We start from the raw sequence: 22,386 nt of genomic DNA on the forward strand, positions 1-22,386 counted from the left end.
TCAAGATTTTTAAATGTTCGATTAGCAAGAGGCTCATTTGTAAGTGGCTAAAGTCTTTCTGCGCCTTTCTAGTTCTGGAGAGTGAGAGGGCATTTCTATAATATGAATGCCCTGCGGTACATCAAGTTTTTTAGCGGTATGCGATCCAGCTCGATCTAAAGTCAATACGACTTGTTTATTTTCCCCGACTTCAAAATGTTGGGCGAAATCGGCTAAAACTTGATTAAAAATTTCGGTATTCACAAAAGGTAGAATCCACGCCTTTGTTTCTTCAGATTGTGGGTGAACGAAGCCATACAACCACAACCATTTAAATCGCCAATTTACCGATGCTACGGGTACTGTCGATTCATCTACCCAAATACGTCTAATTATTGGTTTCAGCCCAACTCTATGTTCATCCATTGTCCAAACTTCTACATCGGCATTTGGGTACTCTTCTTGAACTTAATTCACCGTTTTTGCTAATTTTTTTTCCATTGTTCCTGTTCCGTAAAGTCTGCTTCCTGATGAGAGGGTCGAGGTACTCTCAAACGTAGTCTCATTGCCTTCAAATACTCCCAACCTCGTTGTCTACTAACTGAACGTCCTAATAATTCACTCATCCAATTTGCAACTTTCTGTCCGTTCCAAAGCCCACCCACAGTTGGAGGTGATTGTCGCGCTTGCCATAGTTGTGCTTGTTGTACATCATTCAAAAGTGTATGGGCATCTGGATGTTCATGCCTTTTATCTCCAAGTGATTTTGGACCAATGCGGTTAAGCTGATACGCAGCTATACCGTATAATTTAAATATAAATTAAGGGATAATTAGTTGTAATATATGCTAGCTCAAAACCATCTATCTCAAAATAAAAAATAGAGACTTATTAAACTACTAAAAGAGTCTGATGATAATTACATGAGGGAAAAAGCTCTAATTTTATTGCTAATAAATGACGAAAAAACTTATCGAGAAATTAGTGAATTTATGGAAATTGCTTACACAACAGTGGCTTATTGGTCAGTTCATGGCGATCCGGATAATTTGGATAGTTTTTTAGATAAAAGAAGCCCAGGAAATTTTCGCAAAGTCACTCCAGAGTATGAACAAATATTGATAGATACAATCGATAAAGCTCCGGAAGAATATGGATATGAATTTGGGAGATGGACGGCAGCCAGATTAGCAAAATATTTATAAAAAGTCACAGGAATTAAATTGAGTGGTTCCCAAATATCCCGGATATTACATAAAAAAAATACGTTTACATTTGGGCTAAATACAGCTTAAAATCCAAACAGAATCCCCTTGAAAGGGAAGTATTTAAACAGAAATTATCGGAGTATTTAAGAATAACTGAACAAACGCCAGAGCTTTTACAGGTATGGTAAAAGGCGTGAGAGTGGATTCAGTTTACGAGTGATAAGAAGAAAAAATTGGGGTAAAAAAGGTAGTCGAAAAAAAATTACATATCAAAGGGAAAGAGGCAGAGTAAATATCATGGCTGGGTTGAGATATCATGACAAAAAAAGGTTAAATTTTGTGATAAAAAGAGGAGACTAGAATACATTTTATGAGCAAATTAATGCTTTAAATGATTCGATAGTTCAAGAGTGGAGAGAACTGGGCAATCAAACTGAAAACTTTGCCTAATCTGGAATGAAGATTGTAATCATTTTAGACAATGCTAGTTTTAATAAAAAGAAAGATATTTAGAGCCAAATCTCAGCCGAAATGCCTCAGATTATTTTAGAATTTTTGCCGCCTTACAGCCCCGATTATAATTTGATTAAATTGGTATGGCATTCAGCGAAAGAATATATCGCACATCGACTGTTTAAGTCGGTAGAAGAATTGTCTGATTTGCTACATAAATTATTAAATAAAGGAGAAATGGTTATTAAATGGGATCGAAAAATCAAAAATAAAGGCAATGCTATTTTATCCGGTTTAGCTGCGTAGCAGCTTATTGGCGGAATCGGTGGCGGGCAGCGATCGCCCTCGACGGTACTCAAGACTCCCAAGCTAAAGAATTGCTCTCGGAAGTGCAGCGGGATGAGCATTACAGGGTGGTTGCTGCGGCTTTGGAAGGCACTGTGGCAGAAAACTGAGAAAACTCGCGAGGGCGATCGACTCACGGGCGAGATCGAGGAGCTCGACCAGACATACATAATTTGTTACCCGTGAGCCGAGGATCGGCAACTGTCTCGCAGCTTCCCCCAGAAATTCTCCCAAGCAGTCTGGCTGGACGCAGGCGGACTCAAAAACCCGCTTTGGGCCTCAAGCATCTCTCGGAGAAACCGCGTTTTTGCGTAAATCCTCCCCTGGTAGGATGATCCACGCCCTGTATCCCCTATAGCAGAATGTTACAGATTATTACTTTGTTTCTAATAAATGAGACTGAGAGGCCCGTTGTCTTTTATGTTCTAAATCGACTTGTTAAATAACAAGATTTTTACCTTTTATTCAGAAGGAGAGCTCAATGCTAGACGCATTTTCCAGAGCCGTAATCACGGCAGATGCCAAAACCGGTACTATTGGTGGCGCTGAACTTACTTCACTAAGAAGCTTTATTGCTGAAGGCAACAAGCGCTTGGATGCAGTAAACGCGATCGCTAGCAACGCTAGCTGCATAGTTTCTGATGCCATCGCCGGCATGGTCTGCGAAAACCAAGGTTTGATTCAAGCCGGTGGCAATTGCTACCCGAACCGCCGCATGGCTGCTTGCTTGCGCGACGGCGAAATCATCCTGCGTTACATCAGCTACGCTTTGTTGGCTGGTGATGCTTCCGTTTTGGACGATCGTTGCTTGAATGGTTTGAAAGAAACCTACATCGCTCTGGGCGTGCCTTCTGGCTCCGCAGTTCGTGCAGTTCAAATCATGAAAGCTAGCTCTGTTGCTCACATCAATAGCACCAACACAGAAGCTCAAGCTGGTAATCGCTTCCGCAAAATGGAAACCATCGATGGCGACTGCTCCTCTTTGGCATCTGAAGCTGCTAGCTACTTCGATCGCGTTGCTTCTGCTCTGAGCTAATTCAAGCAGACCAATAGTTACTGGCTCTGCGGCCAGTTGAATTGAAACAAACTGTCAAAAATCTATTTCTGGAGATCTCAGAACATGAAATCAGTAATCACCACAGTAGTTACGGCTGCTGATGCGGCGGGGCGTTTCCCCTCCTCTTCTGACTTGGAATCGGTTCAAGGAAGCATTCAACGCGCTGCTGCTCGTTTAGAAGCTGCTGAAAAGCTGGCTGCTGGAATCGACGCAGTTGCTAAAGAAGGCTACGATGCTTGCATCAAAAAATATCCTTACTTGAACAACGCTGGCGAAGCCAACGAAACTCAAGTCAAAAAAGACAAGTGTATGCGCGACATCAAGCACTACCTGCGCTTGATCAACTACTGCTTGGTAGTTGGCGGCACCGGCCCTCTTGATGAATGGGGTATTGCTGGTCAACGCGAAGTTTACCGCGCCTTGAACTTGCCTACAGCTCCTTACGTTGCTGCTTTGGTGTACACTCGCGATCGCGCTTGCGCTCCTCGCGATATGTCTCCTCAAGCCTTGGTAGAGTTCCGCGCTCTCCTCGACTACACGATCAACTCTCTTTCCTAGAAAGCTCGATCGCTTAATTCACGGCTAGGTTGGACATAAGTTCGATCGGTTGTGGGGGACTCTTGGGACGCTGCAAAAGCCTAAATCGGGTTTAGTGTCGTGCTAAGAGTCCCTTAACATTTGTTAGTTGTCAGTTGTCAGTTGTCAGTTGTCAGTTGTTAGTTGTTAGTTATTGGTTATTAGTTATTGGTTATTAGTTATTGGTTATTAGTTATTAGTTATTAGTTATTAGTTATTAGTTATTGGTTATTAGTTATTGGTTATTAGTTATTGGTTATTAGTTATTAGTGATGAAAAGGGATTAAAAGAAATAATTTGTGTATCGGTGTTTTTGGTGGTATCGTACTGTTAGTTGTTGGTAATTGGTAAGTGGATAAGCGTTTTTTTAATTTATTTAATCTGACAGAAGAACAGGCGATCGCCATTTTGGAAACGCCGGCCCAAAAACTAGATGACCCTTACGATCGCTACATTGCAGCTTCTCATTTAGTGAATTTTTCCACAGAAAAGTCGATCGCCGCCCTGATTGTAGCCGTGGAAAATACCGACGATGGTCTTGACAATCGCTCAGTTCGCCGCAAAGCAGCAGAAACCTTGGGGCGCTTGCAGGCAAAATCTGCACTCACATCTCTCCATGCTTGCTTGGGCGATGATGACTGTTACGTGGTAGAAAATGCAGTTTGGGCGATCGGCGAAATCGGCACAGAAAATCCCGATATCTTAGAAGATATTGCCAAATTGCTCGACAAACCAGCTCAAAGCTATCGGGTAATCATCCACGCTTTGGCAAAATTAAATTACACAGCAGCAATCTCGCGCCTCAACAAATTTGTAGAGGATAAAGATGGGATGATTCAAGGTGCAGCAATCACCACAATCTGCCGCTTTTCGGGAGATTACTCGCAAATGTCGCGTGTGGTAGAGTTGCTACAAAGCAGCAATGTTAACGATCGCCGCAGCAGCATTCAAGATTTAATAGACGCCAAATATTACAAAGCAATTCCCGAAATTTCGCGCTGTCCCGTGTCTTTGGTGTTTCGCCTGCGGGCCGTGCGGATGCTAGCGAGTGCGGGGATTCCTGCTGGAGAGATTGCTTTTGCCGAAATTGAACCGATTCTCGATCGCATAATTGGCGATCGGCCCGACGACCTCGATTTAGTACACGAATACGACCAACTACCAAGCCTCGAATTTGCCATTAATGAACTCTACGAAACCGATTTCGGACGCTGTTATCTGGCAACCAAAACCATCCTAGAATCCTACAAAGATGAAGCACCGGAGGCCTTACTGGCAACTTATGCAAAATCAGCATACAACGATTACGGCGCGCACTATCATGTCATGAAACTGCTGGGTTGGCTCAACTACGCCCCTGCCTTCGATTTACTCATAGAAGCCCTGCACAATCGAGAACCGCAGTTTCAAAAATCCCGCGCCGCCGCAGCCTTCGCCCTCGGCGAAATCGGCGACAAGCGCGCTATTGCTGAACTAAAAGTTTGTCTGGAAACTAGAATTTGGGATTTGAAATATGCTAGTTTGATGGCATTGAAAAAATTAGGAGACAAAAGCGGCTGTGAGATTTTGGCTGCCGATGAGGATTTGCTGCTGCGGGCAAAAGCGGCGAGTTTAATCTCTAGAGTATAATAATTTAAGGTTGTTGACTGTTGACTGTTAACTGTTAACTGTTAACTGCCAACTAACAACTGCCAACTGCCAACTAACAACTGCCAACTGACTACTGACTAAAATGCCGAAAGAAGAACTTTTCCAACAGCTAAAGCATCCAAATCCGCACCTGCGGAAACGCGCAATCAGCGAAATAGCTGAAACTCGCGATGAAACGACTATTGGGCAGTTGATGGGAATTTTGGACGAGGAAGATGTTGTTTATCGCCGATCGGCAGTGCAAGTTTTGGGGATAATCGGTAACGATGCTGTGCCGTTGCTGGTAGATTCTCTGCTCAATAGCAAGAATGCCACGATTCAGGCGAGTTGTGCAAAAGCATTAACGGCGATCGCTGTCAACTATCCCGATATAACTTTTCCAGAATTAGGATTGCAAGGGCTGCAAAAAGCACTAAGCGATCCGAATCCGGTGGTTTATATCTCCTCGGTAATGGCGCTGGGACAAATTGGTACAGCCGCGTTGGATATCTTGATTGAGACGATCGAGAATACTGACAATATTGCCTTGGCTGTGGCGATAACTGGTTCCTTGGCGACAATCGGAGGTACAAAAGCCCAGGAGGTTTTGGAGGCGGCGGCGGCCAATCCTGATGCCGATCCTTATATTCGTGAGTCTGCTGAAAGTGCTTTGTCTCGAATGAATCAGGTGACTAAGTGGAATTCCGGCGGTTAGTTGGATTGAATGGGCGATCGACCATTTAGATCAAATTCGCTTAGATCCAAATAATACCGCAGTGCTGTCTGCAGCGGACAGAACTGCACTCTCAGAAAATTATGATTCCGATACAAACGGAAAGAATATCAGAGCCCGTCCGATCGATTACCATAACAAAACGGTTAATTCGCGCGTGCGGACTTGCATACGCTTGCTTGGTTGCGCCCCAAGTCCCCACTAAGAAATGTAAAATGGTAGAAGATGTTAGCGTGAACTAACATTTTCAATTTTTCAAGAGGTAAAAAAATGGCTAATATAAATTTGCGCCGCCCCGAAAATATCAGCGGTAACTTTTATGTAGACAGTACCTGTATAAACTGCGATACTTGTCGCTGGATGGCACCGGAAGTATTTACTGAAGCCGGAGAAAAGTCGGCGGTTTACCAGCAACCGACAAACGAAATAGCATCCATGCGAAGTCTCGCGGCTCTTTTATCTTGTCCCACAAGTTCGATCGGCACTGTTGACAAACCGAAAAACATTAAAGAAGTTCAGCAAAATTTGCCTGCACTCGTAACAGAAAATATTTACCACTGCGGCTACCACTCCGAGAAATCCTACGGGGCTGCTAGTTATTTAATTGTTCGTCCAGAGGGCAATATTTTAGTCGATTCTCCCCGTTTTGCGCCGCCGCTAGTTAAAAATATCGAAGCAATGGGCGGCATTCGCTATATGTACTTGACTCACCGCGACGATGTAGCAGACCATCAAAAATACCACGATCATTTTGGGTGCGATCGCATTCTCCATGCTGACGAAATTAACGCGGATACTCGCAGTGTAGAAATTCACTTATCAGGCAGCGAACCGTATCAATTAGCCGATGATTTGTTGATTATACCTGTTCCCGGCCACACGAAAGGTCACACAGTTTTGCTTTACAATAACAAGTTTTTGTTCACCGGCGATCATCTTGCTTGGTCGGATAATTTGCAGCAGCTAATGGCCTTTCGCGAAGTCTGTTGGTATTCTTGGCCGGAACAAATCAAATCTATGCAAAACTTGGCTAATTACTCGTTTGAATGGGTGTTGCCGGGACACGGCCGCCGATATAATGCCGATCGAGAAACGATGAGCAATCAAATGCAAAAGTGTATTGCTTGGATGGTCGATGCTTAATCTGATATACTGAATACAGCCTTTCGAGATATCATATGAGGTACTATCCGGCATAGGGCATAGGGCTTTGCGGGCCTAGGGCATACCTCACTTTTTTGAGAACCGCTATATAAGTTTTTACCATCATTAACTTGAATGTTGGAACTACTTGCAAGAATCACAATTAATCCCAGACAGTGTAGCGGTCGTCCCTGTATTCGCGGCATGAGAATTCGGGTATCAGATGTACTAGACTTATTTGCGGCTGGTTTGAGTGCGGAACAAATTCTCGAAGAAATGCCCGATCTGGAAATAGACGACCTCAAAGCATCTCTTTTGTACGCCTCACATAAACTTAATCATCCAGTATTGGTTGCATGACGATCGGGGTAGATGCACATCTGTCACCAGCGATCGCAACCTCGATGACTAATACACTAGGAGTAGCAGCGGTAGCCTTGCGCGACATTGGACTCAGAGATGCTGAAGATCCTGAGATTTTCGAGGCAGCCAAAGCGCAGGGAGTTATTTTGATGACTAAAGACAGTGATTTTGTTGATTTAGTCGATCGTCTTGATTCCCCCCACAAATTATTTGGTTGACGTGTGGCAATACATCAAACGATCGGTTGCGAGAGATTCTCAGTGCAACGTTGTTAGATGCGCTGGAACTTTTGAGAACAGGTGAAAGGTTGGTGGAGATTAGCGGGGATTAGTCGCCACAGTAAAAATTCCAATGCTAGGGGATTTGACAACTGATATCAAATCCGGTAGCATCGGAATGATTCAGATATATATTTTCTCCCTCTGTGTACTCTGTGTACTCTGTGGTTAAATCATTCCGATGCAAGCGAAAACAATATGACTAAGCTTTTTCCTTGGGAATGGCAACCAAAGTGATAGAATTAGCGGGATAAGTTGCCTTGAATCCAGCACCGCTGACAGCCAAATCATCCTGACGGACGATCGCCTGCAAATTTGCCTCGCTGTAAGTGTAAACTTGAGCTTTACCCGCCGATTTAAATCCTTTCAAACTCAAGTTGCTAGTCAATTTTTTACTGGTTTTGTTAATGATTACTAGCGTCAAAGCACCGTCGTTAGTGCGTTGCGATCCGTAGATTGACAAAAGTTCTTGGTCTGTGCTGTGCGATCGCACCCAAGTATCGCCGTACTTGCTGCCCTTCCCGTCATAATTCAGGTACGTGCGGAAGGCATAGGAACCCGGTTCAGAAGACTTCGGAGGCCCCCACAGCGTCGCTAAATCGAGTTGTTCTCGCCCAAAAATCCCCAGGATATCGGCTTGAGTTAACGCGCCGTTCATCGACTCCAAACCGCCCCAATTGTATTCAGTAATTGCAAGTTTTGTACCTGGATAATCCTGCTTTATCCAGTCTCGAAACCGGGGAATAATTGTTAGCGGCGGATTCGATTTACCAATCCAACTTTCATCAGTATAAGTGCTGTCCCACAGAGAACGAGTCGATCGCAACCGGGCGGATTGCGTCTTAGCGTCACCTACGGGACAATTCGCCAAACAGAGGTCATCGACGACAGGATAGTAGTGTTCGTCGAAATAGTCGAGAATCCGCACACCTTTTTGCTGTTCGTAGGCGCGCATTTGCTGCAAGTACCACCGCCCAAACCAGACACCGCCGTGTTTTTCGCGATCGCCCTTTACTCCCGAATCCACATAAACAGGCCAGCCAAAATCCGACGGGCCCAGTACCTTAGCGGTGGGATCTGTGGCTTTTACCATTGACGCATATTGGTAAGTGCGATCGCGCAATTCATCATAACTTGTCGCTTCTGGATGAACATCGCGGTGAGTGTTTCCCCAGCCGCTTGGTTCGTTGTCCATTTGATAAATTTGCACGCCGCCCGATTCAGCAGTACCGTGGGTTTTAACTAAGTGTTGAACCCAAGCTTTCTGGAAAGCGGCATCGCTAACAATACTAACATCAAGGCGATTATTATCAGTTATCAAACTGCCATCTGGACGCTTTCCGTTACCGCACTTGTCGCCTTCTGGAAAAATGTAAGGATTGGTTTTTTCTTGGGCGCCGTATTTGGCTACTCGAAAGCCGCAATTCCAGATGCTCAATTTATTTACATAGCCAATCATCGGGATAGTAACGATGCTTTTGCTGCCGTTTTTGCGGTTGGTGTTGACAATTTTGTCGATCGAATCGCCGGGAATCGGGTTTTTGTTGTCGCCGCCGCCCACGAAGAAGAAGTCATCGCCGCTGTTGGAAGAATCGACTAACCAGTTGTAGCGGCTGGTGTGATTTGCGCCCCAGCGTTCGAGTGGAATTCGCAACTCTTTGGCGATGGCGGGATCTAGGGCATAATCGTTCATACCGTAGATGTCGGGGCTGATGGAATGGCGATCGGCTGTAACGTCTACAGATAAGGTGAGATTTGCTGTTTGGGCGATCGCGCTTTTGAAGTAAGCTGCGGTGGCGATCGTTGCCAAAGCAGCCAAAACGCCTAATAATAGTAGGATAATCCAACCTAGTTTGTTGGAGGGCGATCGCCACAAAAATCGTTTATTCATTTTGATACTGCTTTCAAACTGGTTGTGCCTGCCAAAAATGTTAATTAAATTATATTAATCTCTTATTCACATTGTAGCAAATGTTGAAATCATAATCATGTCCGTTCGATTGACTGCAATAAGTAAAGTTCGTAGTGCGGACTTGTATCCTCCGCCCAAGAACAAACTTTCGGGCGCACTACGAACCATTTTCGAGTAATTGACCGGACATGATATTAGAAGTGACTACCCAAGCTTTCCAGCACAATCTCCACAAGTCTATAAACATGGGTTCCTAGTGTTGGGGGCCAACTTTGTTGAGAATTTTGATGTAGATTTTTCGCTCTATTTACTGCATTTTCAATATTGTCTCTGTAAGCACAAATATCTAAATTGCTACCATTGTAACTTCCTAAAATAGTTCTCAGTCTTGCCTTGAAATTATCGCAAGTCCTATCCTGGGAATTAAGATCTTCAAAATGTAGAGTCAACCATACTTCAAAACAAGGATTACTAATTGCTAAATTATAACCTTTTTGCCTAGCTTGACTGCAGACAGAACTCAACTTCCTTGCACCCCAACGATCCACATCAGAAACCAGCCAAAGCATATCATCCTCATTGAGATCGTATCGTTCTTTGAAGATATCTAAACGCTCTAAGACATATTCAGGTGAAGATTTGCCATCTTCTGTAGTTGCTAATATCTCTAATTTAATTCTCGTGCTCTTAAACATCCTAAAATATTGTTTTTCAGTTTCCTTACCTTCCGTAGCAACTATAAAAAGTTTGGCATCTCTGCGATCCTGTTGGCGATCTAATAATTTTGTACGCTTAATTTTTCCCATTGCTATTAGTTTATTTGCACAGATAAATCGGTTTCGCAATTAAGCCAGCCTAAACTTTGTGGATTTCCAAAGAATGGAATAGCCCCAAAACGTCCGTTCAAATAACCTTTCTCAATCTTAAGATCGGGCTTCATTTTAAATTCGGCTAAAGAGTAAAGATTAGACACACCTTTTTCGCACTTTTCCACAAACCAAATTTCATCTCGTCTGAGTAAATCTAAGTCTAACAAATTGGTATCATGGGTTGTAAAAATAAGTTGATTATTTGTGTCTTTACAGTTAATTGCTACTTCTACAAAAATCCGAGAAAGCAGAGGATGCAAACGTCTATCAAGTTCATCCAGAAAAATAACTTTTTCTTCTTCTTGTTTTAAAATAAAAAGAGCGGGAATCAAATTAATGAGACGTTGAGTTCCTTCTGATTCCTCTTCTATTGAAAAGTCAAAAAAATCTCCATCTTCACTGCGATGACGAGTTCTGAGTTGAATCAAGCTTACTTGATTTTCATCATCCTTAAACAACAGAAATCTTCCACCTCCTAAGTTTTCAATCATTGCGATGGAATTTTTTTCTGCTTCATTCAGTTTTTGAATAATATTATCTCTTAAAACTTTAGGCATAGTTGGAAAGTGTCGATCGAAATCTAACTCTACTTCGTCTGTGATTATGGAATCAATTCCTGTTCCTGCAAACTTCAGAAACTCACTCAGAAAGTCTGTAAATGATTCATCACTGAGTACACCAATTTCTAAGCCAGTATAATCTGCTTCTGCTGGAATAATAGTCAATACTTTTCTAAACCAATCAAAAATAGGTTTTAAAATAAGAACATTTCGTTCAAGACTTTCTGTCAAAAATAGTTGATTGGGGCGAGTACCTTGGGCAATAAAATCAAGAAACTGTTGGCGCTTCTTACTTCGACCTTTAAGTTTTGAACCAAAGTCAACTTTAGTTTGTTTTTGTGATGACGTGACTCGCTCAAAGTACATTACTTCCTGCTTTTTACCATTAGGAATTCCATAAAGCCATTCTTCAAAAATTTGCTCTCTATTTAATTTAAATCCGTAGGAGTATTGCTCGCCTTGGTGCGTAAAAATAAACTCAAATTTGCTTGGTTGCTTACTATAATCACCCAGTTTAAATGAAGAAACAGGGATAGTTTGGCTGCTGCGAGTTCCCTGTACCACTAAGTTTTTTGCAAAACTTATAGCTTCGATTAGATTAGATTTGCCGGCTGCATTTGCTCCGTAGATTGCTGCAATTGGCAATATCGATCGCCCTTTTCCTGCTGCATCTTCAGCAAGGTGATCTATATGTTGTCTATCACTATTAACTCCCACCATACTAAAAGTGACTTCATCCCTGAAGGATAAAAAATTTTGTATAGTAAGTTGAATTAACATTGTTTTCACCCATTAGGAGGCATTAGATTATACTACTTTCAGCCACTATGGTAGCCTAAAACTGGTATTTAGGAGAAAAAATCTCCTAAACTACCTAGTTTTATGCAAATTTTCTCTCTATAGACAGAGATGTGGAGATACTACGGGCTCTAGACTCGTGGATTGCAATCTTAAGTGTAAGCCTCCATTGGTAAACAAGAACAGACAAAATTACGATCGCCAAAAGCATTATCTATCCGGCCCACCGCAGGCCAAAACTTATATTCGCGAGTCCCAGCAGTCGGATAAGCAGCTTGCGCGCGAGTATAAGGACGGTTCCACTCATCAACCATCAGAGATTCTGCGGTGTGCGGCGCATTTTTCAACAGATTATTTTGCGCGTCAACATTGCCTTTTTCAATCTCCGCAATTTCGCCTCGAATCGCAATCATCGCATCGCAAAAACAATCTAATTCCTGTTTTGATTCGCTTTCCGTCGGTTCCACCATTACCGTACCCGCGACAGGCCAAGAAACAGTCGGCGCGTGATAGCCGTAATCCATCAAGCGTTTGGCGATATCATCAACTTCGATAGCAGCAGATTTTTTGAGAAGGCGCAAATCCAGAATACACTCGTGCGCCACTAAACCCGATTTGCCTTTATACAAAACCGGATAATAAGATTCTAAGCGTTTTGCCATGTAATTAGCATTAAGAATTGCAACTTTTGTCGCCTCAGTTAAACCCACTCCTCCCATCATCCGAATGTACATCCAAGAAATAGTCAAAATGCTGGCACTTCCCCAAGGTGCGGCAGAAACAGCGCCAACTGATGTTTGTTGACTGTTCACTGTTGACTGTTCGCTGTTAAGAATAGAATGACTGGGCAAAAATTCCACCAAATGAGGCATAACTCCAATCGGCCCCATCCCCGGGCCGCCGCCGCCGTGAGGAATGCAGAAAGTTTTGTGCAAATTTAAGTGACAAACATCAGCACCAAAATCACCGGGGCGGCACAAACCAACTTGAGCATTCATATTTGCGCCGTCCATATAAACTTGTCCGCCGCAGTTGTGGACAATCTCGCAAATCTCTTTAATTTCTGACTCAAACACGCCGTGGGTAGATGGATAAGTCACCATCAAAGCAGCAAGTTCGTTTTTGTGTTTCTCGGCTTTTTTCTGCAAGTCGGCGACATCAATATTCCCCTGGCTATCGCACTCGACAGCAACTACTTTCATCCCCGCCATGACTGCGCTAGCCGGATTTGTACCGTGGGCTGACTGGGGAATTAAACAGATATTGCGGTGAGATTCGCCTCGGTGTTCGTGGTATTGGCGAAGGACTAACAATCCCGCGTATTCTCCCTGGGAACCGGCGTTTGGCTGCAAAGAAATTCCCGCAAAACCGGTGATTTCTGCCAGCCACTGTTCGAGTTGCACGAACATCATTTGATAGCCGCGAGTTTGATTGCGGGGTGCAAAGGGATGTATCTTCCCAAATTCGGCCCAAGTTACCGGCAGCATCTCGGCTGTTGCGTTCAATTTCATCGTGCAGGAACCCAAGGGAATCATCGATGTGTTTAGCGATAAATCCTTGGTTTCTAAACGGTGCAAGTACCGCAAAAGTTCGGTTTCGGAATGGTAGCTGTTGAAAACTGGATGGGTGAGATAGCTGGTTGTGCGATCGCAAAAATCTGGTAAAGTCAAATAGGAATTTAATGCGTCTGCATCCAGCGGAATATTGAGAGCGTTCTGCCCCTCGACCCTGATATAATCCTTATGCTGTCCGAAAATTTCCCATAAATCTTGCACGTCTTCAACAGTAACAGTTTCATCTAAAGTTATTCCGACTGTCGCCTCATCAAAAACTCGAAGATTAATGTTGCGAAGTTGGGCAGTTGCTAGAAGTTCTGACAGCGGTTTGTCTCCCAATTCTACTCGCAGAGTATCGAAAAAAGGTTGAGAACCAATTTTGTATCCGAAACTTCTTAAACCGGATGCCAAAAGTGCAGTTAAACTCTGTACTTTTTCTGCAATGTCTCTGAGTCCAGACGGGCCGTGATAAACAGCATACATACTCGCCATCACTGCCAGCAAAACTTGAGCAGTACAAATATTGCTAGTTGCTTTTTCGCGGCGGATGTGCTGTTCGCGAGTTTGCAAAGCCAAGCGTAACGCAGACTTGCCGTTGGCATCTTTGGAAACGCCGACAATTCGCCCCGGAACTTGCCGTTTAAACTCTTCTTTTGTGGCGAAATAGGCTGCGTGGGGCCCTCCGAATCCCATCGGCACTCCGAAGCGCTGGGTGCTTCCTACGGCTATGTCAGCGCCGAATTCGCCGGGGGGCGTAAGCAGGCAAAGGCTCAAAATGTCGGCGGCGACTGTGACTAATGCGCCGACTTCGTGTGCCGATCGAATAAAATCTCTATAGTCGTAAATTGTGCCGTCTGTTGCTGGGTATTGCAGGAGCGCGCCGAAAATTGTACGATCGAACTCAAAGCTTTGATGGTCGCCCACAATAACTTCAATTCCCAGCGGTTTAGCGCGAGTTTGCACCACTTCCACAGTTTGAGGGTGGCAATCTCGGGACACAAAAAACGCTTTTGCTTTATTTTTATTAGCGCCGTAACTCACCGCCATCGCTTCCGCCGCCGCAGTCCCCTCATCCAGCAAAGAAGCGTTAGCAATTTCCAAACCCGTGAGCTCGATTATCATCGTTTGGAAATTCAGTAAAGCTTCCAATCGTCCTTGGGCAATTTCGGCTTGGTAGGGAGTGTAAGCTGTATACCAGCCGGGATTTTCCAGAATATTGCGCTGGATGACCGGCGGTGTGATGCAGTCGTGATATCCTGTCCCGATGTACGATCGAAATATCTGATTTTTTGCAGCAATTTCTTTCAATTCTGCCAAAGCAGCGTACTCGCTTTGCGCTGCGGGAAGTTGCAGGGGTTGATTCATGCGAATCGTCGCTGGAACAGTTTTGTCAATCAACTCATCAAGGCTGGAAATACCCAAAACATCCAGCATTTGCTGGATTTCGCTGGGTGTCGGGCCAATGTGCCGCCCCGCAAAACCACCGATGGGGGAAAGGTTTTGCTGCTGGCTGGGTTCAACTTTCGGGCTGTAGAGTACCAAGGCTGATTCTCCTGAGTTAACTTTTGCTTCTTTGTTTGTAACATTTAGTCACAAAAGAAGTCATTAGTCATTAGTCATTAGTCATTAGTCATTAGTCATTAGTCATTAGTCATTAGTGCTGTCCCCCCGAGCGAACGTCTAACGTCATCAGGAAGATGGAAGAAGGAAGATGGAAAAAGGAAGATGGAAGAGAAACGATTTCCCCCTCTCCCCCTCTCCCCTCTCCCCTCTTCCCTCTCCCCCTCTCCCACTCTCCCCCTCTCCCCTATTCCCCTTCCACCATTTTGCGGTACTCTTCGACAGACAAAGCATCACTGGCGTCGCTGAGATTGTCAACGCGCACTTTCAGCAGCCAGCCAGCCCCATAGGGGTCTTCCGCCAAGTTTTCGGGAGACTCTATAATGTCATCGTTGCGTTCTACGACTGTACCCGTAACAGGCGCTTTCAAATCTTCAACTGCTTTCACAGACTCGACTGTACCGAAAGCTTCGCCCTTTTCCAGCCCTGCGCCGACTTCTGGCAAATCTAGAAATACAATATCGCCGAGTTGGTCAACGGCAAAAGCGCTAATCCCGATGGTGGCGATTTCCCCTTCGAGTCGGATGTATTCGTGGGTGTCTAAGTATTTCAGGTCATCAGGGTATGTTTGTGCCATGTCAATTCCTTGCAATCAAAAAGTATCAGTTAAATCTTATTAAATTATGGGCGTTTAATATCTGAAACTCCCACGGTGCGTCAGAGGGCGATTTTCTCAATTTGCAGCAGACTTCTGGCATCCCTTCGCTTTCCTTTGTTAAAAGCATCTGCGTTTATCTGTGTTGCATCTGCCTGACATCTGCGGTTGTCATATAAATCAAATATCTCTGCTATCTTGTCTGGCGCAGATAATTTAAGCTGACGCACTCTACATTTAATTGGGGCGGTTGGGAGAGCGATAAAATGGTTTTTTAACCACCGTCGCGGGATAATTTTTCCCGCGAATCTCGACTTCTAACCGCTGGCCGATTTTCGCTAATTTTACCGGAAGCATCGCGAGGGCGACGGCCCGATTCAAGGTAGGCGACAATGTACCGCTAGTAACTTCTCCTACTGTTTCGCTTTCAAATATTATCGGATAGCCGTGGCGCGCAATGTGTCGCCCTTCCATTTCTAACCCTACCAACCGCTTCGATACTCCATTGGCTTTTTGCTGTTCCAAAACCTCGCGCCCAATAAAATCGCCTTTGCTGTCGAGGTGAACTACCCAACCCAATCCAGCTTCAAAAGGTGTGGTACTGTCGTCGATATCTTGACCGTAAAGTGCCATTCCTGCTTCTAAACGCAAGGTATCTCTGGCCCCCAATCCGCAGGGAACAACGCCAGCATCGAGGAATTTTTGCCAGAGTTTTTTGCCTGTTTCTATATCCACCATGATTTCAAATCCATCTTCGCCGGTGTAACCTGTTCTGGCGATAAAACTCGGCTGTCCTAACAGTTTTGTTTCTAAGTGTCCGAAGGCTTTAATTTGTGCTAGGTTGTCTTCCACAAAAGGCTGGAGATAGTTGACAGCTTCCGGGCCTTGAATTGCAATTAAAACTTGGTCTTTGGAGGTGTCGGTAAAACTAATTTCGCTAGATGCTAAGTGGGCTTCTATCCAGGCTTTGTCTGTGATGCGAGTGGCGGCGTTGACAATGATTGTTGCACGTTCTTCGTTGGTGTTCGCGTCGGGTTCTTGGCAGTAGAAAATAATGTCGTCTATGATGCAGCCTTGGTTATTTAATAAGACTGTATATTGAGCTTGACCTGGTTGCAAGCGACTCAAGTCTGAGGGTACTAAGGGTTGAAATTTTTCCATTAGTTGTTTCCCTTTCAAGCAGAATTTTCCCATGTGGGAAATGTCGAACATTCCAGCTTGTTGGCGTACTGCTTGGTGTTCGCTGCTGATGCCTGCGTACTGCACTGCCATCTCCCACCCGGAAAATGGTACCATCCGACCTTTGAGCTGTAATGATAGGTCGTACAGAGGCGATCGCGCAAGCTGGCTCGGCCTCTCTGGATTGTTGGGTTCAGTTGACTTTGCCACGGGATAATTGCTTTTTTTGCGGGTAGATTGTTTTAATTTTACGGGAAAGTGCGATCGAATTTAAGAAGACGCTGGCACTTTCAACCGCCGTCCGATCTAATTTTGTTGCTCTAATCTTGTTTATGGAGAATAGCGGGCTCGAACCGCTGACCCCTACAATGCCATTGTAGTGCTCTACCAACTGAGCTAATTCCCCTTTCTTTTCGCGCTCTCAATCATGCCTTAATGGAGTAATGTTTGTCAAGCCTTTTTGAAAAAATAGTTTGAAGCCTTGAACTGGCAAGGCTTTGGACTTTTTTTAAAATCTCCTGGCTGCTTTTCAATGAACGAATCCCTAGGATTATTTAATAAGTGTGTTGGGATATTGCGGTTAAATGGCTCAAGCAAGAGCCCATGAGGAAGTAGACGACGATCAGGGCTGCGGCTGAGACCGCGACTAGGATGCCGGCTAGGATTAGTGAAAATTCCCGTTGCGCGATCGCCTCTTGCATTAGGTGCAAGGACCAGGCAACTAGGGCCACGTCAATTATTAAAATAGAAATCAGCATAAGTTACGTTTTGTAACAGCGTACCCATTGTAACAAAACTTTTGACTGCTTGCAGATTAGGTTATACGCATTTAATTATTGGTGTAAAACCACGAGGGAGCAGCAAAAAGGCACTGAGAAAAAAGGATAGCTCTGCCTAATCATTACGATATGCAAAGTAAATGAGAGCTGGCTCAGCTATGGAGGGGCGGCGGGTGCGATCGCTTTTTTTGAGGGTAGGTGCGTTAGGGAAGCGCGCGCCTGCGGGAGGCCGATCGACGAAGAGGATCGCCCGTTTTGAGTGTAGCTGGATGGGAGAATGGCAAAACCTAAGAGTGCGATCGACTTTTTTGGTGATGAATCGATTTATCAAGAATTTGTCAAGAGCGATGGGGTTAAAAGTTGCACTCCAGTTTAACTAAAAAGAGTTACGCACTCCGCCAAAGAAACCGGGTTTTTGACCTAATCTGTCGGTAAGAACCAAAGATTTTTGGAAAAAACCCGGTTTCTGACCATCTGTGAATCAGCCATATTTATGACATACAGCACTTCCGGATATTATGAGGTACAGTAGCAGCAATTAGTAAACCAGTTTTGGAGATGTTTCGGATTAATTAAGTCAATAGCCACAGCAATTATCGTTTCAACCATTTTAGTGCTGGTTGGTGAAAACTGTCGCAATAAAGATTTGAGTTGCGACCACCATAATTCAATTGGATTAAAATCAGGAGAGTATGGAGACAAACACAAGACAGAAGCACCCACCGCTTCAATCATAGGCTTAATTGAATCTACTTTAGGCGCTGGTAAGTTATCCATATAGGCTCGCTTTGCCTCGTTGGAAGCATGAGTTCTGGTTAAACAAGTGTAATACTCCAGTTTCATCTAAAAATACTAGATTTTTTGTGTCGATATGCTTGACTTTCCCCCCTACTCTAACCTTAATTTCATGACTCTTTCAGTGCCGAATTGGCTACTTCTTACTATTTTTTTTGGGGATTATAATCCCAACTTTTGTAAGGCGTTACACATGGCTGTTCTACCACCAAATTTCCTGTCTTTTGGGCGAATAACTCACACAATTCTACCAAGGTTGTATCGGGATGTACTGCCACTATTTCTCTCAACTCTTTTGACGCATTATTCAAATGACTGAATCTGGGTTTACCCCTAGGTTTAGGCTGTAAATTCCCTCGATTTTTTGTTTATTTATAAGTTTTTGAACTAAGATGTTACTGCAGGCAAATATTTTTGCTGTTTTTCCGATCGACAGCTTCTGCTGTAGATGGGCTGCTACTATGAAAGGCTCGCAAATCTACTGAGTATGCTTTCATTAGTATATTATTTTTAGTCGATTCTATTGTACCTCACAACATCTGGAAGTGCTGTAGGATAGAAATGACTACAGAAAAAGGAAATATCCGCCCTCAGTCATTAGTTAGTAGTCATTGGTCATTAGTCATTAGGAAGAAGAAATCAACCATCAAATCAAGGCTTTCAGAAATTAAGAACTTCCTAATTTTTTTGGCCGTTGCTATAAAAATGAATGCTTTTAAATTTATTCAAATTTTAATGGTACGGACTTCACTTTTCATAGAAATTGGAGGACTGAAGTCCTCACTACGAACCAATTTGATTGGAGTCGCAGTCAGGATATAATCTCAATTATTATTACTTTTCTTTAGGGAATGATGCCATACCTACAAACAGCATGGCCAGCCCACCTCCCAGAATCGCGAAGGCTAGTAAGCCTACAGCTAAATCTAATCCCGATGTATTTTCCATTAAATTAAACGATTCTCCAATTAAATAATTCAATCATCAGTATTTATTAATTGCTGATTACTTCTCAACAATGGGGAAGAGAAGCAAAAATAAGTCAACTAATCGTAGTATGGTGCGTCTGGGGGAAAATTGTTAGTCTGTATGCAAAACATTCACCCCAGACGCACCATACAATAACTAAACATCCATCTGTTATATCTGTTGAAAAATTCGTTACCGAACTGCTTATTTTGCCAATTCTTTTTCAATGGCGGCGATCAGTTCGGGGGAATCTGGGCCTACGCTGCTGCGGAATCTGGCAACTACTTCACCTTGTTTGTTAACTAAGAATTTCTCAAAATTCCAGGAAACATCACCCTTGGGGTCGGCTTCACTCGTAAGTTTAGCGTACAGCGGATGCTGCTGACTGCCTTTGGCGCGTACTTTGTCAAACAATTCAAAGCTGACTCCGTATTTGGTAGTACAGAAATTGACTATTTCTGCGTTACTTCCAGGTTCTTGTGCTCCGAAGTCGTTGCAGGGAAATCCTAAAACGCGGAGTCCAGCAGCGCTGTATTTCTGGCTCAATTCTTCGAGTCCTTTGTATTGAGGTGTATAGCCGCATTGAGAAGCTACGTTAACTATCAAGAGTACCTTACCAGCGTACTCTCCTAGCTGCTTGTCTGCGCCTGCGATCGTTTTTACTTTAATGTCGGAGATGGTGCTGGGCATTTTCAAATACTTGTAAATTTGACCACCACGATTTTACCGCAATTTGGTAAGATTTGGTCGGTATGCCGATCGCTCAAAATTTATAGGTGTTGCTAGTAAGGAATGCAAGTCCTCATAAAAATCAGAGGACTTGCATTCCTTGCTACAAACTAATTTTATTTAACTGTCGGAGTGGCTTTCCGTCATCCATTTTTGGTAAGTTTCCTCTAGTTGCGGGTTCTCCAGAACGAGTTCGAGGCGGACTTTTACGCAACCGTGGCGGGGTTGAGAGGCGATCGAATTTAAGATTTTGCTGGCTTTCTGCACCGAGGTAAACTCAGCCTTAACTGTCGGTTCATCGCGATCGTGCTTAATTCCCGTCAAATCTATACCCGTGATGCTTCCCTCGCCCAAATCTATTTCGGCCAACACCTTCGGATCGTCGCCGACTTGTTCGACAATTAGCTTTTCCCACTGGATGGGCACTTGTACCATCCGAGTTTCAATTTCTTTGCGGACAATGACTTCGCCAACTTTACGCTTGCTGCGATTGATCACCAATCGTTCTTCTAGCAGGCGAATTACTTCTCGATCGACAATATCAAAGTCTTCATCCTCTTCACTCGTCTCCAAATTCTCATTTTGGCGATCGGAATCTGTTAGATTTGACATAACTTTTGAGGGTTGGGTTGACTCGCTATTGGTTAATTCATTCAGCGCGTCTGAGGAATTTTCTACAGACTGAGCCTCACTATTTGCCGAAATTCCCGGCAGCCGATCGACTTCATCTGAATTAACACTTACAAACAAAGATTTTTGGTGATAATCTACTTTTTTGAGCAGCTTAATACTCACTAAAAAAATCCGAGCTTTCTCGCTGCCTAGCCCTGCTACCACAAAATTGAGTTGACCGCTTTCATCAAAATATACATCTTTTATTTTACCTACCAAGTGACCTTGATTGTCTTTTACTGTAAAACTTTTTAGCTTAGTTCTGACTTTTTCCGGTACCCGGTTGAGACGAGTAATTGATTTTGCCGCTGCTATTTTTTCGGCTGATGCTTGACCGTTCATTTTTAAATTTTCCTGCTAAAAAGACGGGGCGGTGGAAACCAGGTTTATACTTGTCTTTCACCCGACAGTAGCGGGGTGAAGAACGGGCGGTTAAAATTACGTTATTTTCTTGAGCCCGTTTGGCACGGACGAAAGTTTTTGTAAAGCTGATTTCAACCGCCGTCTGCATCTAGGAATTGCGCGACTATCGCACAATTTCAACCAGCGATGTGACAGAATTATGTGATTAATCCGCAATTCCTATTCAATACCTGCTGCAGTTGGTTTAGATCTTTTTATTATCTACAACCGGAGTGCCATCGGTGTTAATGTCCAATTCTTCACGGCGCAAGGTTTCTTCGCCCTCAACCGTGCTGCGAACAACTTCTTTTCTGATGTTGACTTCTTCGCGCACGTAGGCTTCCTTGTGAATGTCGGCCGTTTCTTCGTAGACTTCCATGCGTGCAACTTCTCCTGATTGGAAGTCAGCTTCACCGACTGAAACTACTCGACCCGCTTCTACGGGCGTTACTCGCTCGATTACAACTCGTTCCTTCTCGATAGGTACTGATGCTCGTGCTGTTTCAGTTTCCACGCGCTTGCCCACTGCTACTTCGCCTGTTTTGGCGCGGGTTTTGTTGGCAATCAAGCGTTCTTCATAAAGCTTGAGGTTTTGGTGTTGTTGTTCGTTTGTTTCGTAGAGGGGGCGATCGAGATCGTAGCTGTAGTTACTGCGATCGTAGCTGGCAGGAGTGGCAGTTGCGGCTGTGCCTTGATTGCGGTAAACGCCTCTTACCTGTTCTTCGCGATCGTAATCTAGTGGTTCTAATTCATTGTAAGCAGGCAATCTTTCTGCTTGATCTTTGCTGCGAAGGCCTGTAGCGTAGACGCGACGAGCTCCGTAGTCGAAGCGGGCCGAGCCGATCGGCAGCAATACTTTTTTGCCAAAAATCCAAATCCCGGTATCAATTACCAGATAGCGAAAACGACCGCTTTCATCAACTAAAGCATCATAAACGGTTCCTACTTTTTCATCAGAGTCGCCGGCATAAACATCAAATCCCTTGATGTCGTCTCCAGCAAAAATTTCTTCTTGATAGTTAGGATAAAATTCTTCTAATCTTTGAAGTGTCATGTGTTTTTTCCTCGCTTGTTTAATTAAATTTATAGTAAAAATTAATTGGGTTGACTTACATCTCCCTAAAGTCTGAAGTGTACAATTTAGGGCGTTTAATACTATAGGAATAGTGCCTGGTGCGGGGACGAGC

Annotated in this window: 22 protein-coding genes, 1 tRNA gene and 2 pseudogenes; 9 read left to right on the top strand and 16 right to left on the bottom strand. The window is 43.9% G+C overall.

From position 1 onward, the window contains the following. Positions 1–33: 33 nt before the first annotated feature. On the bottom strand, positions 34–405 hold the full coding sequence (locus QT998_RS16030; RefSeq protein ID WP_333115264.1) for a transposase: 372 nt from the start codon (positions 403–405) through the stop codon (positions 34–36). Positions 406–464: 59 nt separating this feature from the next. Then, positions 465–644, bottom strand: a complete 180-nt coding sequence (locus QT998_RS27540; RefSeq protein ID WP_442921980.1) for a helix-turn-helix domain-containing protein — start codon at positions 642–644, stop codon at positions 465–467. Between the two features lie 225 nt (positions 645–869). Here QT998_RS27540 and QT998_RS16035 point away from each other — a divergent pair. The 8 genes and pseudogenes from QT998_RS16035 to QT998_RS16070 all read left to right on the top strand — a co-directional run bounded on the left by QT998_RS16035 (position 870) and on the right by QT998_RS16070 (position 7,704). After that, a pseudogene (locus QT998_RS16035) lies at positions 870–1,946 on the top strand (IS630 family transposase). Positions 1,947–2,466: 520 nt separating this feature from the next. Then, positions 2,467–3,021 carry a bleomycin hydrolase gene (locus tag QT998_RS16040; protein WP_194069665.1) on the top strand — a complete coding sequence of 185 codons (555 nt, stop codon included), beginning with the start codon at positions 2,467–2,469 and terminating at the stop codon, positions 3,019–3,021. An 84-nt stretch (positions 3,022–3,105) separates the two neighbouring features. Beyond that, the gene (locus QT998_RS16045) at positions 3,106–3,600 is read left to right on the top strand and encodes a bleomycin hydrolase (RefSeq protein ID WP_194012005.1); all 495 of its coding nucleotides are present in this window, start codon (positions 3,106–3,108) and stop codon (positions 3,598–3,600) included. A gap of 369 nt (positions 3,601–3,969) precedes the next feature. Then, positions 3,970–5,247 carry a HEAT repeat domain-containing protein gene (locus tag QT998_RS16050; RefSeq protein ID WP_333115262.1) on the top strand — a complete coding sequence of 426 codons (1,278 nt, stop codon included), beginning with the start codon at positions 3,970–3,972 and terminating at the stop codon, positions 5,245–5,247. A 103-nt stretch (positions 5,248–5,350) separates the two neighbouring features. Then, the gene (locus QT998_RS16055) at positions 5,351–5,962 is read left to right on the top strand and encodes a HEAT repeat domain-containing protein (protein WP_333115259.1); all 612 of its coding nucleotides are present in this window, start codon (positions 5,351–5,353) and stop codon (positions 5,960–5,962) included. A gap of 288 nt (positions 5,963–6,250) precedes the next feature. After that, positions 6,251–7,123 (top strand): MBL fold metallo-hydrolase, encoded by an 873-nt coding sequence (locus tag QT998_RS16060; RefSeq protein ID WP_333089927.1) that lies wholly within the window; start codon positions 6,251–6,253, stop codon positions 7,121–7,123. 135 nt (positions 7,124–7,258) lie between these two features. Further along, positions 7,259–7,483: a DUF433 domain-containing protein gene (locus QT998_RS16065; protein WP_333089928.1), complete on the top strand. Its 225-nt coding sequence runs from the start codon at positions 7,259–7,261 to the stop codon at positions 7,481–7,483. 44 nt (positions 7,484–7,527) lie between these two features. Beyond that, complete coding sequence (locus tag QT998_RS16070; RefSeq protein ID WP_333115256.1) at positions 7,528–7,704, top strand: DUF5615 family PIN-like protein; 177 nt, start codon at positions 7,528–7,530, stop codon at positions 7,702–7,704. 262 nt (positions 7,705–7,966) lie between these two features. Here the strand turns inward: QT998_RS16070 and QT998_RS16075 are convergent, their stop codons facing one another. The 8 genes from QT998_RS16075 to QT998_RS16110 form a co-directional block, all read right to left on the bottom strand. Beyond that, complete coding sequence (locus QT998_RS16075) at positions 7,967–9,655, bottom strand: glycoside hydrolase family 44 protein (protein ID WP_333115254.1); 1,689 nt, start codon at positions 9,653–9,655, stop codon at positions 7,967–7,969. Between the two features lie 215 nt (positions 9,656–9,870). Further along, positions 9,871–10,482: an RloB family protein gene (locus tag QT998_RS16080; RefSeq protein WP_333115251.1), complete on the bottom strand. Its 612-nt coding sequence runs from the start codon at positions 10,480–10,482 to the stop codon at positions 9,871–9,873. 5 nt (positions 10,483–10,487) lie between these two features. Then, a complete protein-coding gene (locus QT998_RS16085) occupies positions 10,488–11,885 on the bottom strand; it encodes an AAA family ATPase (protein ID WP_333115248.1) in 1,398 nt (465 codons plus the stop codon). A 170-nt stretch (positions 11,886–12,055) separates the two neighbouring features. Continuing rightward, positions 12,056–15,001, bottom strand: coding sequence for an aminomethyl-transferring glycine dehydrogenase (gcvP, locus tag QT998_RS16090; protein WP_333115246.1), 2,946 nt, complete (start codon positions 14,999–15,001; stop codon positions 12,056–12,058). 265 nt (positions 15,002–15,266) lie between these two features. Further along, positions 15,267–15,656 (bottom strand): glycine cleavage system protein GcvH, encoded by a 390-nt coding sequence (gcvH, locus tag QT998_RS16095; protein WP_194070545.1) that lies wholly within the window; start codon positions 15,654–15,656, stop codon positions 15,267–15,269. A gap of 255 nt (positions 15,657–15,911) precedes the next feature. After that, positions 15,912–17,063: a glycine cleavage system aminomethyltransferase GcvT gene (gene gcvT / locus QT998_RS16100; protein ID WP_333115242.1), complete on the bottom strand. Its 1,152-nt coding sequence runs from the start codon at positions 17,061–17,063 to the stop codon at positions 15,912–15,914. A 123-nt stretch (positions 17,064–17,186) separates the two neighbouring features. After that, positions 17,187–17,259 (bottom strand) — tRNA-Ala (locus QT998_RS16105). Positions 17,260–17,407: 148 nt separating this feature from the next. After that, a complete protein-coding gene (locus QT998_RS16110; protein ID WP_194070547.1) occupies positions 17,408–17,611 on the bottom strand; it encodes a hypothetical protein in 204 nt (67 codons plus the stop codon). A gap of 161 nt (positions 17,612–17,772) precedes the next feature. Between QT998_RS16110 and QT998_RS16115 the strand changes: the two genes are divergently transcribed. Continuing rightward, positions 17,773–18,012 (top strand): hypothetical protein, encoded by a 240-nt coding sequence (locus tag QT998_RS16115; RefSeq protein WP_333115240.1) that lies wholly within the window; start codon positions 17,773–17,775, stop codon positions 18,010–18,012. A gap of 252 nt (positions 18,013–18,264) precedes the next feature. Here QT998_RS16115 and QT998_RS16120 read toward each other — a convergent pair. From QT998_RS16120 to QT998_RS16145, 6 genes and pseudogenes are all read right to left on the bottom strand, one after another. Beyond that, positions 18,265–18,373, bottom strand: a pseudogene (locus QT998_RS16120) (transposase); the annotation flags it as partial. Between the two features lie 200 nt (positions 18,374–18,573). Then, positions 18,574–18,738, bottom strand: coding sequence for a hypothetical protein (locus QT998_RS16125; RefSeq protein WP_333115238.1), 165 nt, complete (start codon positions 18,736–18,738; stop codon positions 18,574–18,576). A gap of 523 nt (positions 18,739–19,261) precedes the next feature. Next, complete coding sequence (locus tag QT998_RS16130; RefSeq protein WP_194070560.1) at positions 19,262–19,408, bottom strand: hypothetical protein; 147 nt, start codon at positions 19,406–19,408, stop codon at positions 19,262–19,264. A gap of 192 nt (positions 19,409–19,600) precedes the next feature. Further along, a complete protein-coding gene (locus tag QT998_RS16135) occupies positions 19,601–20,086 on the bottom strand; it encodes a glutathione peroxidase (protein ID WP_194070550.1) in 486 nt (161 codons plus the stop codon). Between the two features lie 159 nt (positions 20,087–20,245). Further along, positions 20,246–21,139, bottom strand: a complete 894-nt coding sequence (locus QT998_RS16140) for a YsnF/AvaK domain-containing protein (protein ID WP_333115236.1) — start codon at positions 21,137–21,139, stop codon at positions 20,246–20,248. A gap of 265 nt (positions 21,140–21,404) precedes the next feature. Then, positions 21,405–22,253, bottom strand: a complete 849-nt coding sequence (locus tag QT998_RS16145) for a DUF2382 domain-containing protein (RefSeq protein WP_333115234.1) — start codon at positions 22,251–22,253, stop codon at positions 21,405–21,407. Positions 22,254–22,386 lie beyond the last annotated feature (133 nt).

The organism is Microcoleus sp. S1D4, assembly GCF_036700765.1.
Taxonomy (GTDB): domain Bacteria; phylum Cyanobacteriota; class Cyanobacteriia; order Cyanobacteriales; family Microcoleaceae; genus Microcoleus.

What these genes read in the sequence shown, in the direction of transcription:
- QT998_RS16045 (WP_194012005.1), top strand. Translation starts at nt 3,106, where the DNA reads ATGAAATCAGTAATCACCACAGTAGTTACGGCTGCTGATGCGGCGGGG.
- QT998_RS16135 (WP_194070550.1), bottom strand. Translation starts at nt 20,086, where the DNA reads ATGCCCAGCACCATCTCCGACATTAAAGTAAAAACGATCGCAGGCGCA.
- QT998_RS16030 (WP_333115264.1), bottom strand. Translation starts at nt 405, where the DNA reads ATGGATGAACATAGAGTTGGGCTGAAACCAATAATTAGACGTATTTGG.
- QT998_RS16115 (WP_333115240.1), top strand. Translation starts at nt 17,773, where the DNA reads ATGAGAGCTGGCTCAGCTATGGAGGGGCGGCGGGTGCGATCGCTTTTT.
- QT998_RS16060 (WP_333089927.1), top strand. Translation starts at nt 6,251, where the DNA reads ATGGCTAATATAAATTTGCGCCGCCCCGAAAATATCAGCGGTAACTTT.
- QT998_RS16140 (WP_333115236.1), bottom strand. Translation starts at nt 21,139, where the DNA reads ATGAACGGTCAAGCATCAGCCGAAAAAATAGCAGCGGCAAAATCAATT.
- QT998_RS16055 (WP_333115259.1), top strand. Translation starts at nt 5,351, where the DNA reads ATGCCGAAAGAAGAACTTTTCCAACAGCTAAAGCATCCAAATCCGCAC.
- QT998_RS16110 (WP_194070547.1), bottom strand. Translation starts at nt 17,611, where the DNA reads ATGCTGATTTCTATTTTAATAATTGACGTGGCCCTAGTTGCCTGGTCC.
- QT998_RS16070 (WP_333115256.1), top strand. Translation starts at nt 7,528, where the DNA reads ATGACTAATACACTAGGAGTAGCAGCGGTAGCCTTGCGCGACATTGGA.
- QT998_RS16085 (WP_333115248.1), bottom strand. Translation starts at nt 11,885, where the DNA reads ATGTTAATTCAACTTACTATACAAAATTTTTTATCCTTCAGGGATGAA.
- gcvH (WP_194070545.1), bottom strand. Translation starts at nt 15,656, where the DNA reads ATGGCACAAACATACCCTGATGACCTGAAATACTTAGACACCCACGAA.
- QT998_RS16065 (WP_333089928.1), top strand. Translation starts at nt 7,259, where the DNA reads ATGTTGGAACTACTTGCAAGAATCACAATTAATCCCAGACAGTGTAGC.
- QT998_RS16075 (WP_333115254.1), bottom strand. Translation starts at nt 9,655, where the DNA reads ATGAATAAACGATTTTTGTGGCGATCGCCCTCCAACAAACTAGGTTGG.
- QT998_RS16040 (WP_194069665.1), top strand. Translation starts at nt 2,467, where the DNA reads ATGCTAGACGCATTTTCCAGAGCCGTAATCACGGCAGATGCCAAAACC.
- QT998_RS16080 (WP_333115251.1), bottom strand. Translation starts at nt 10,482, where the DNA reads ATGGGAAAAATTAAGCGTACAAAATTATTAGATCGCCAACAGGATCGC.
- QT998_RS16145 (WP_333115234.1), bottom strand. Translation starts at nt 22,253, where the DNA reads ATGACACTTCAAAGATTAGAAGAATTTTATCCTAACTATCAAGAAGAA.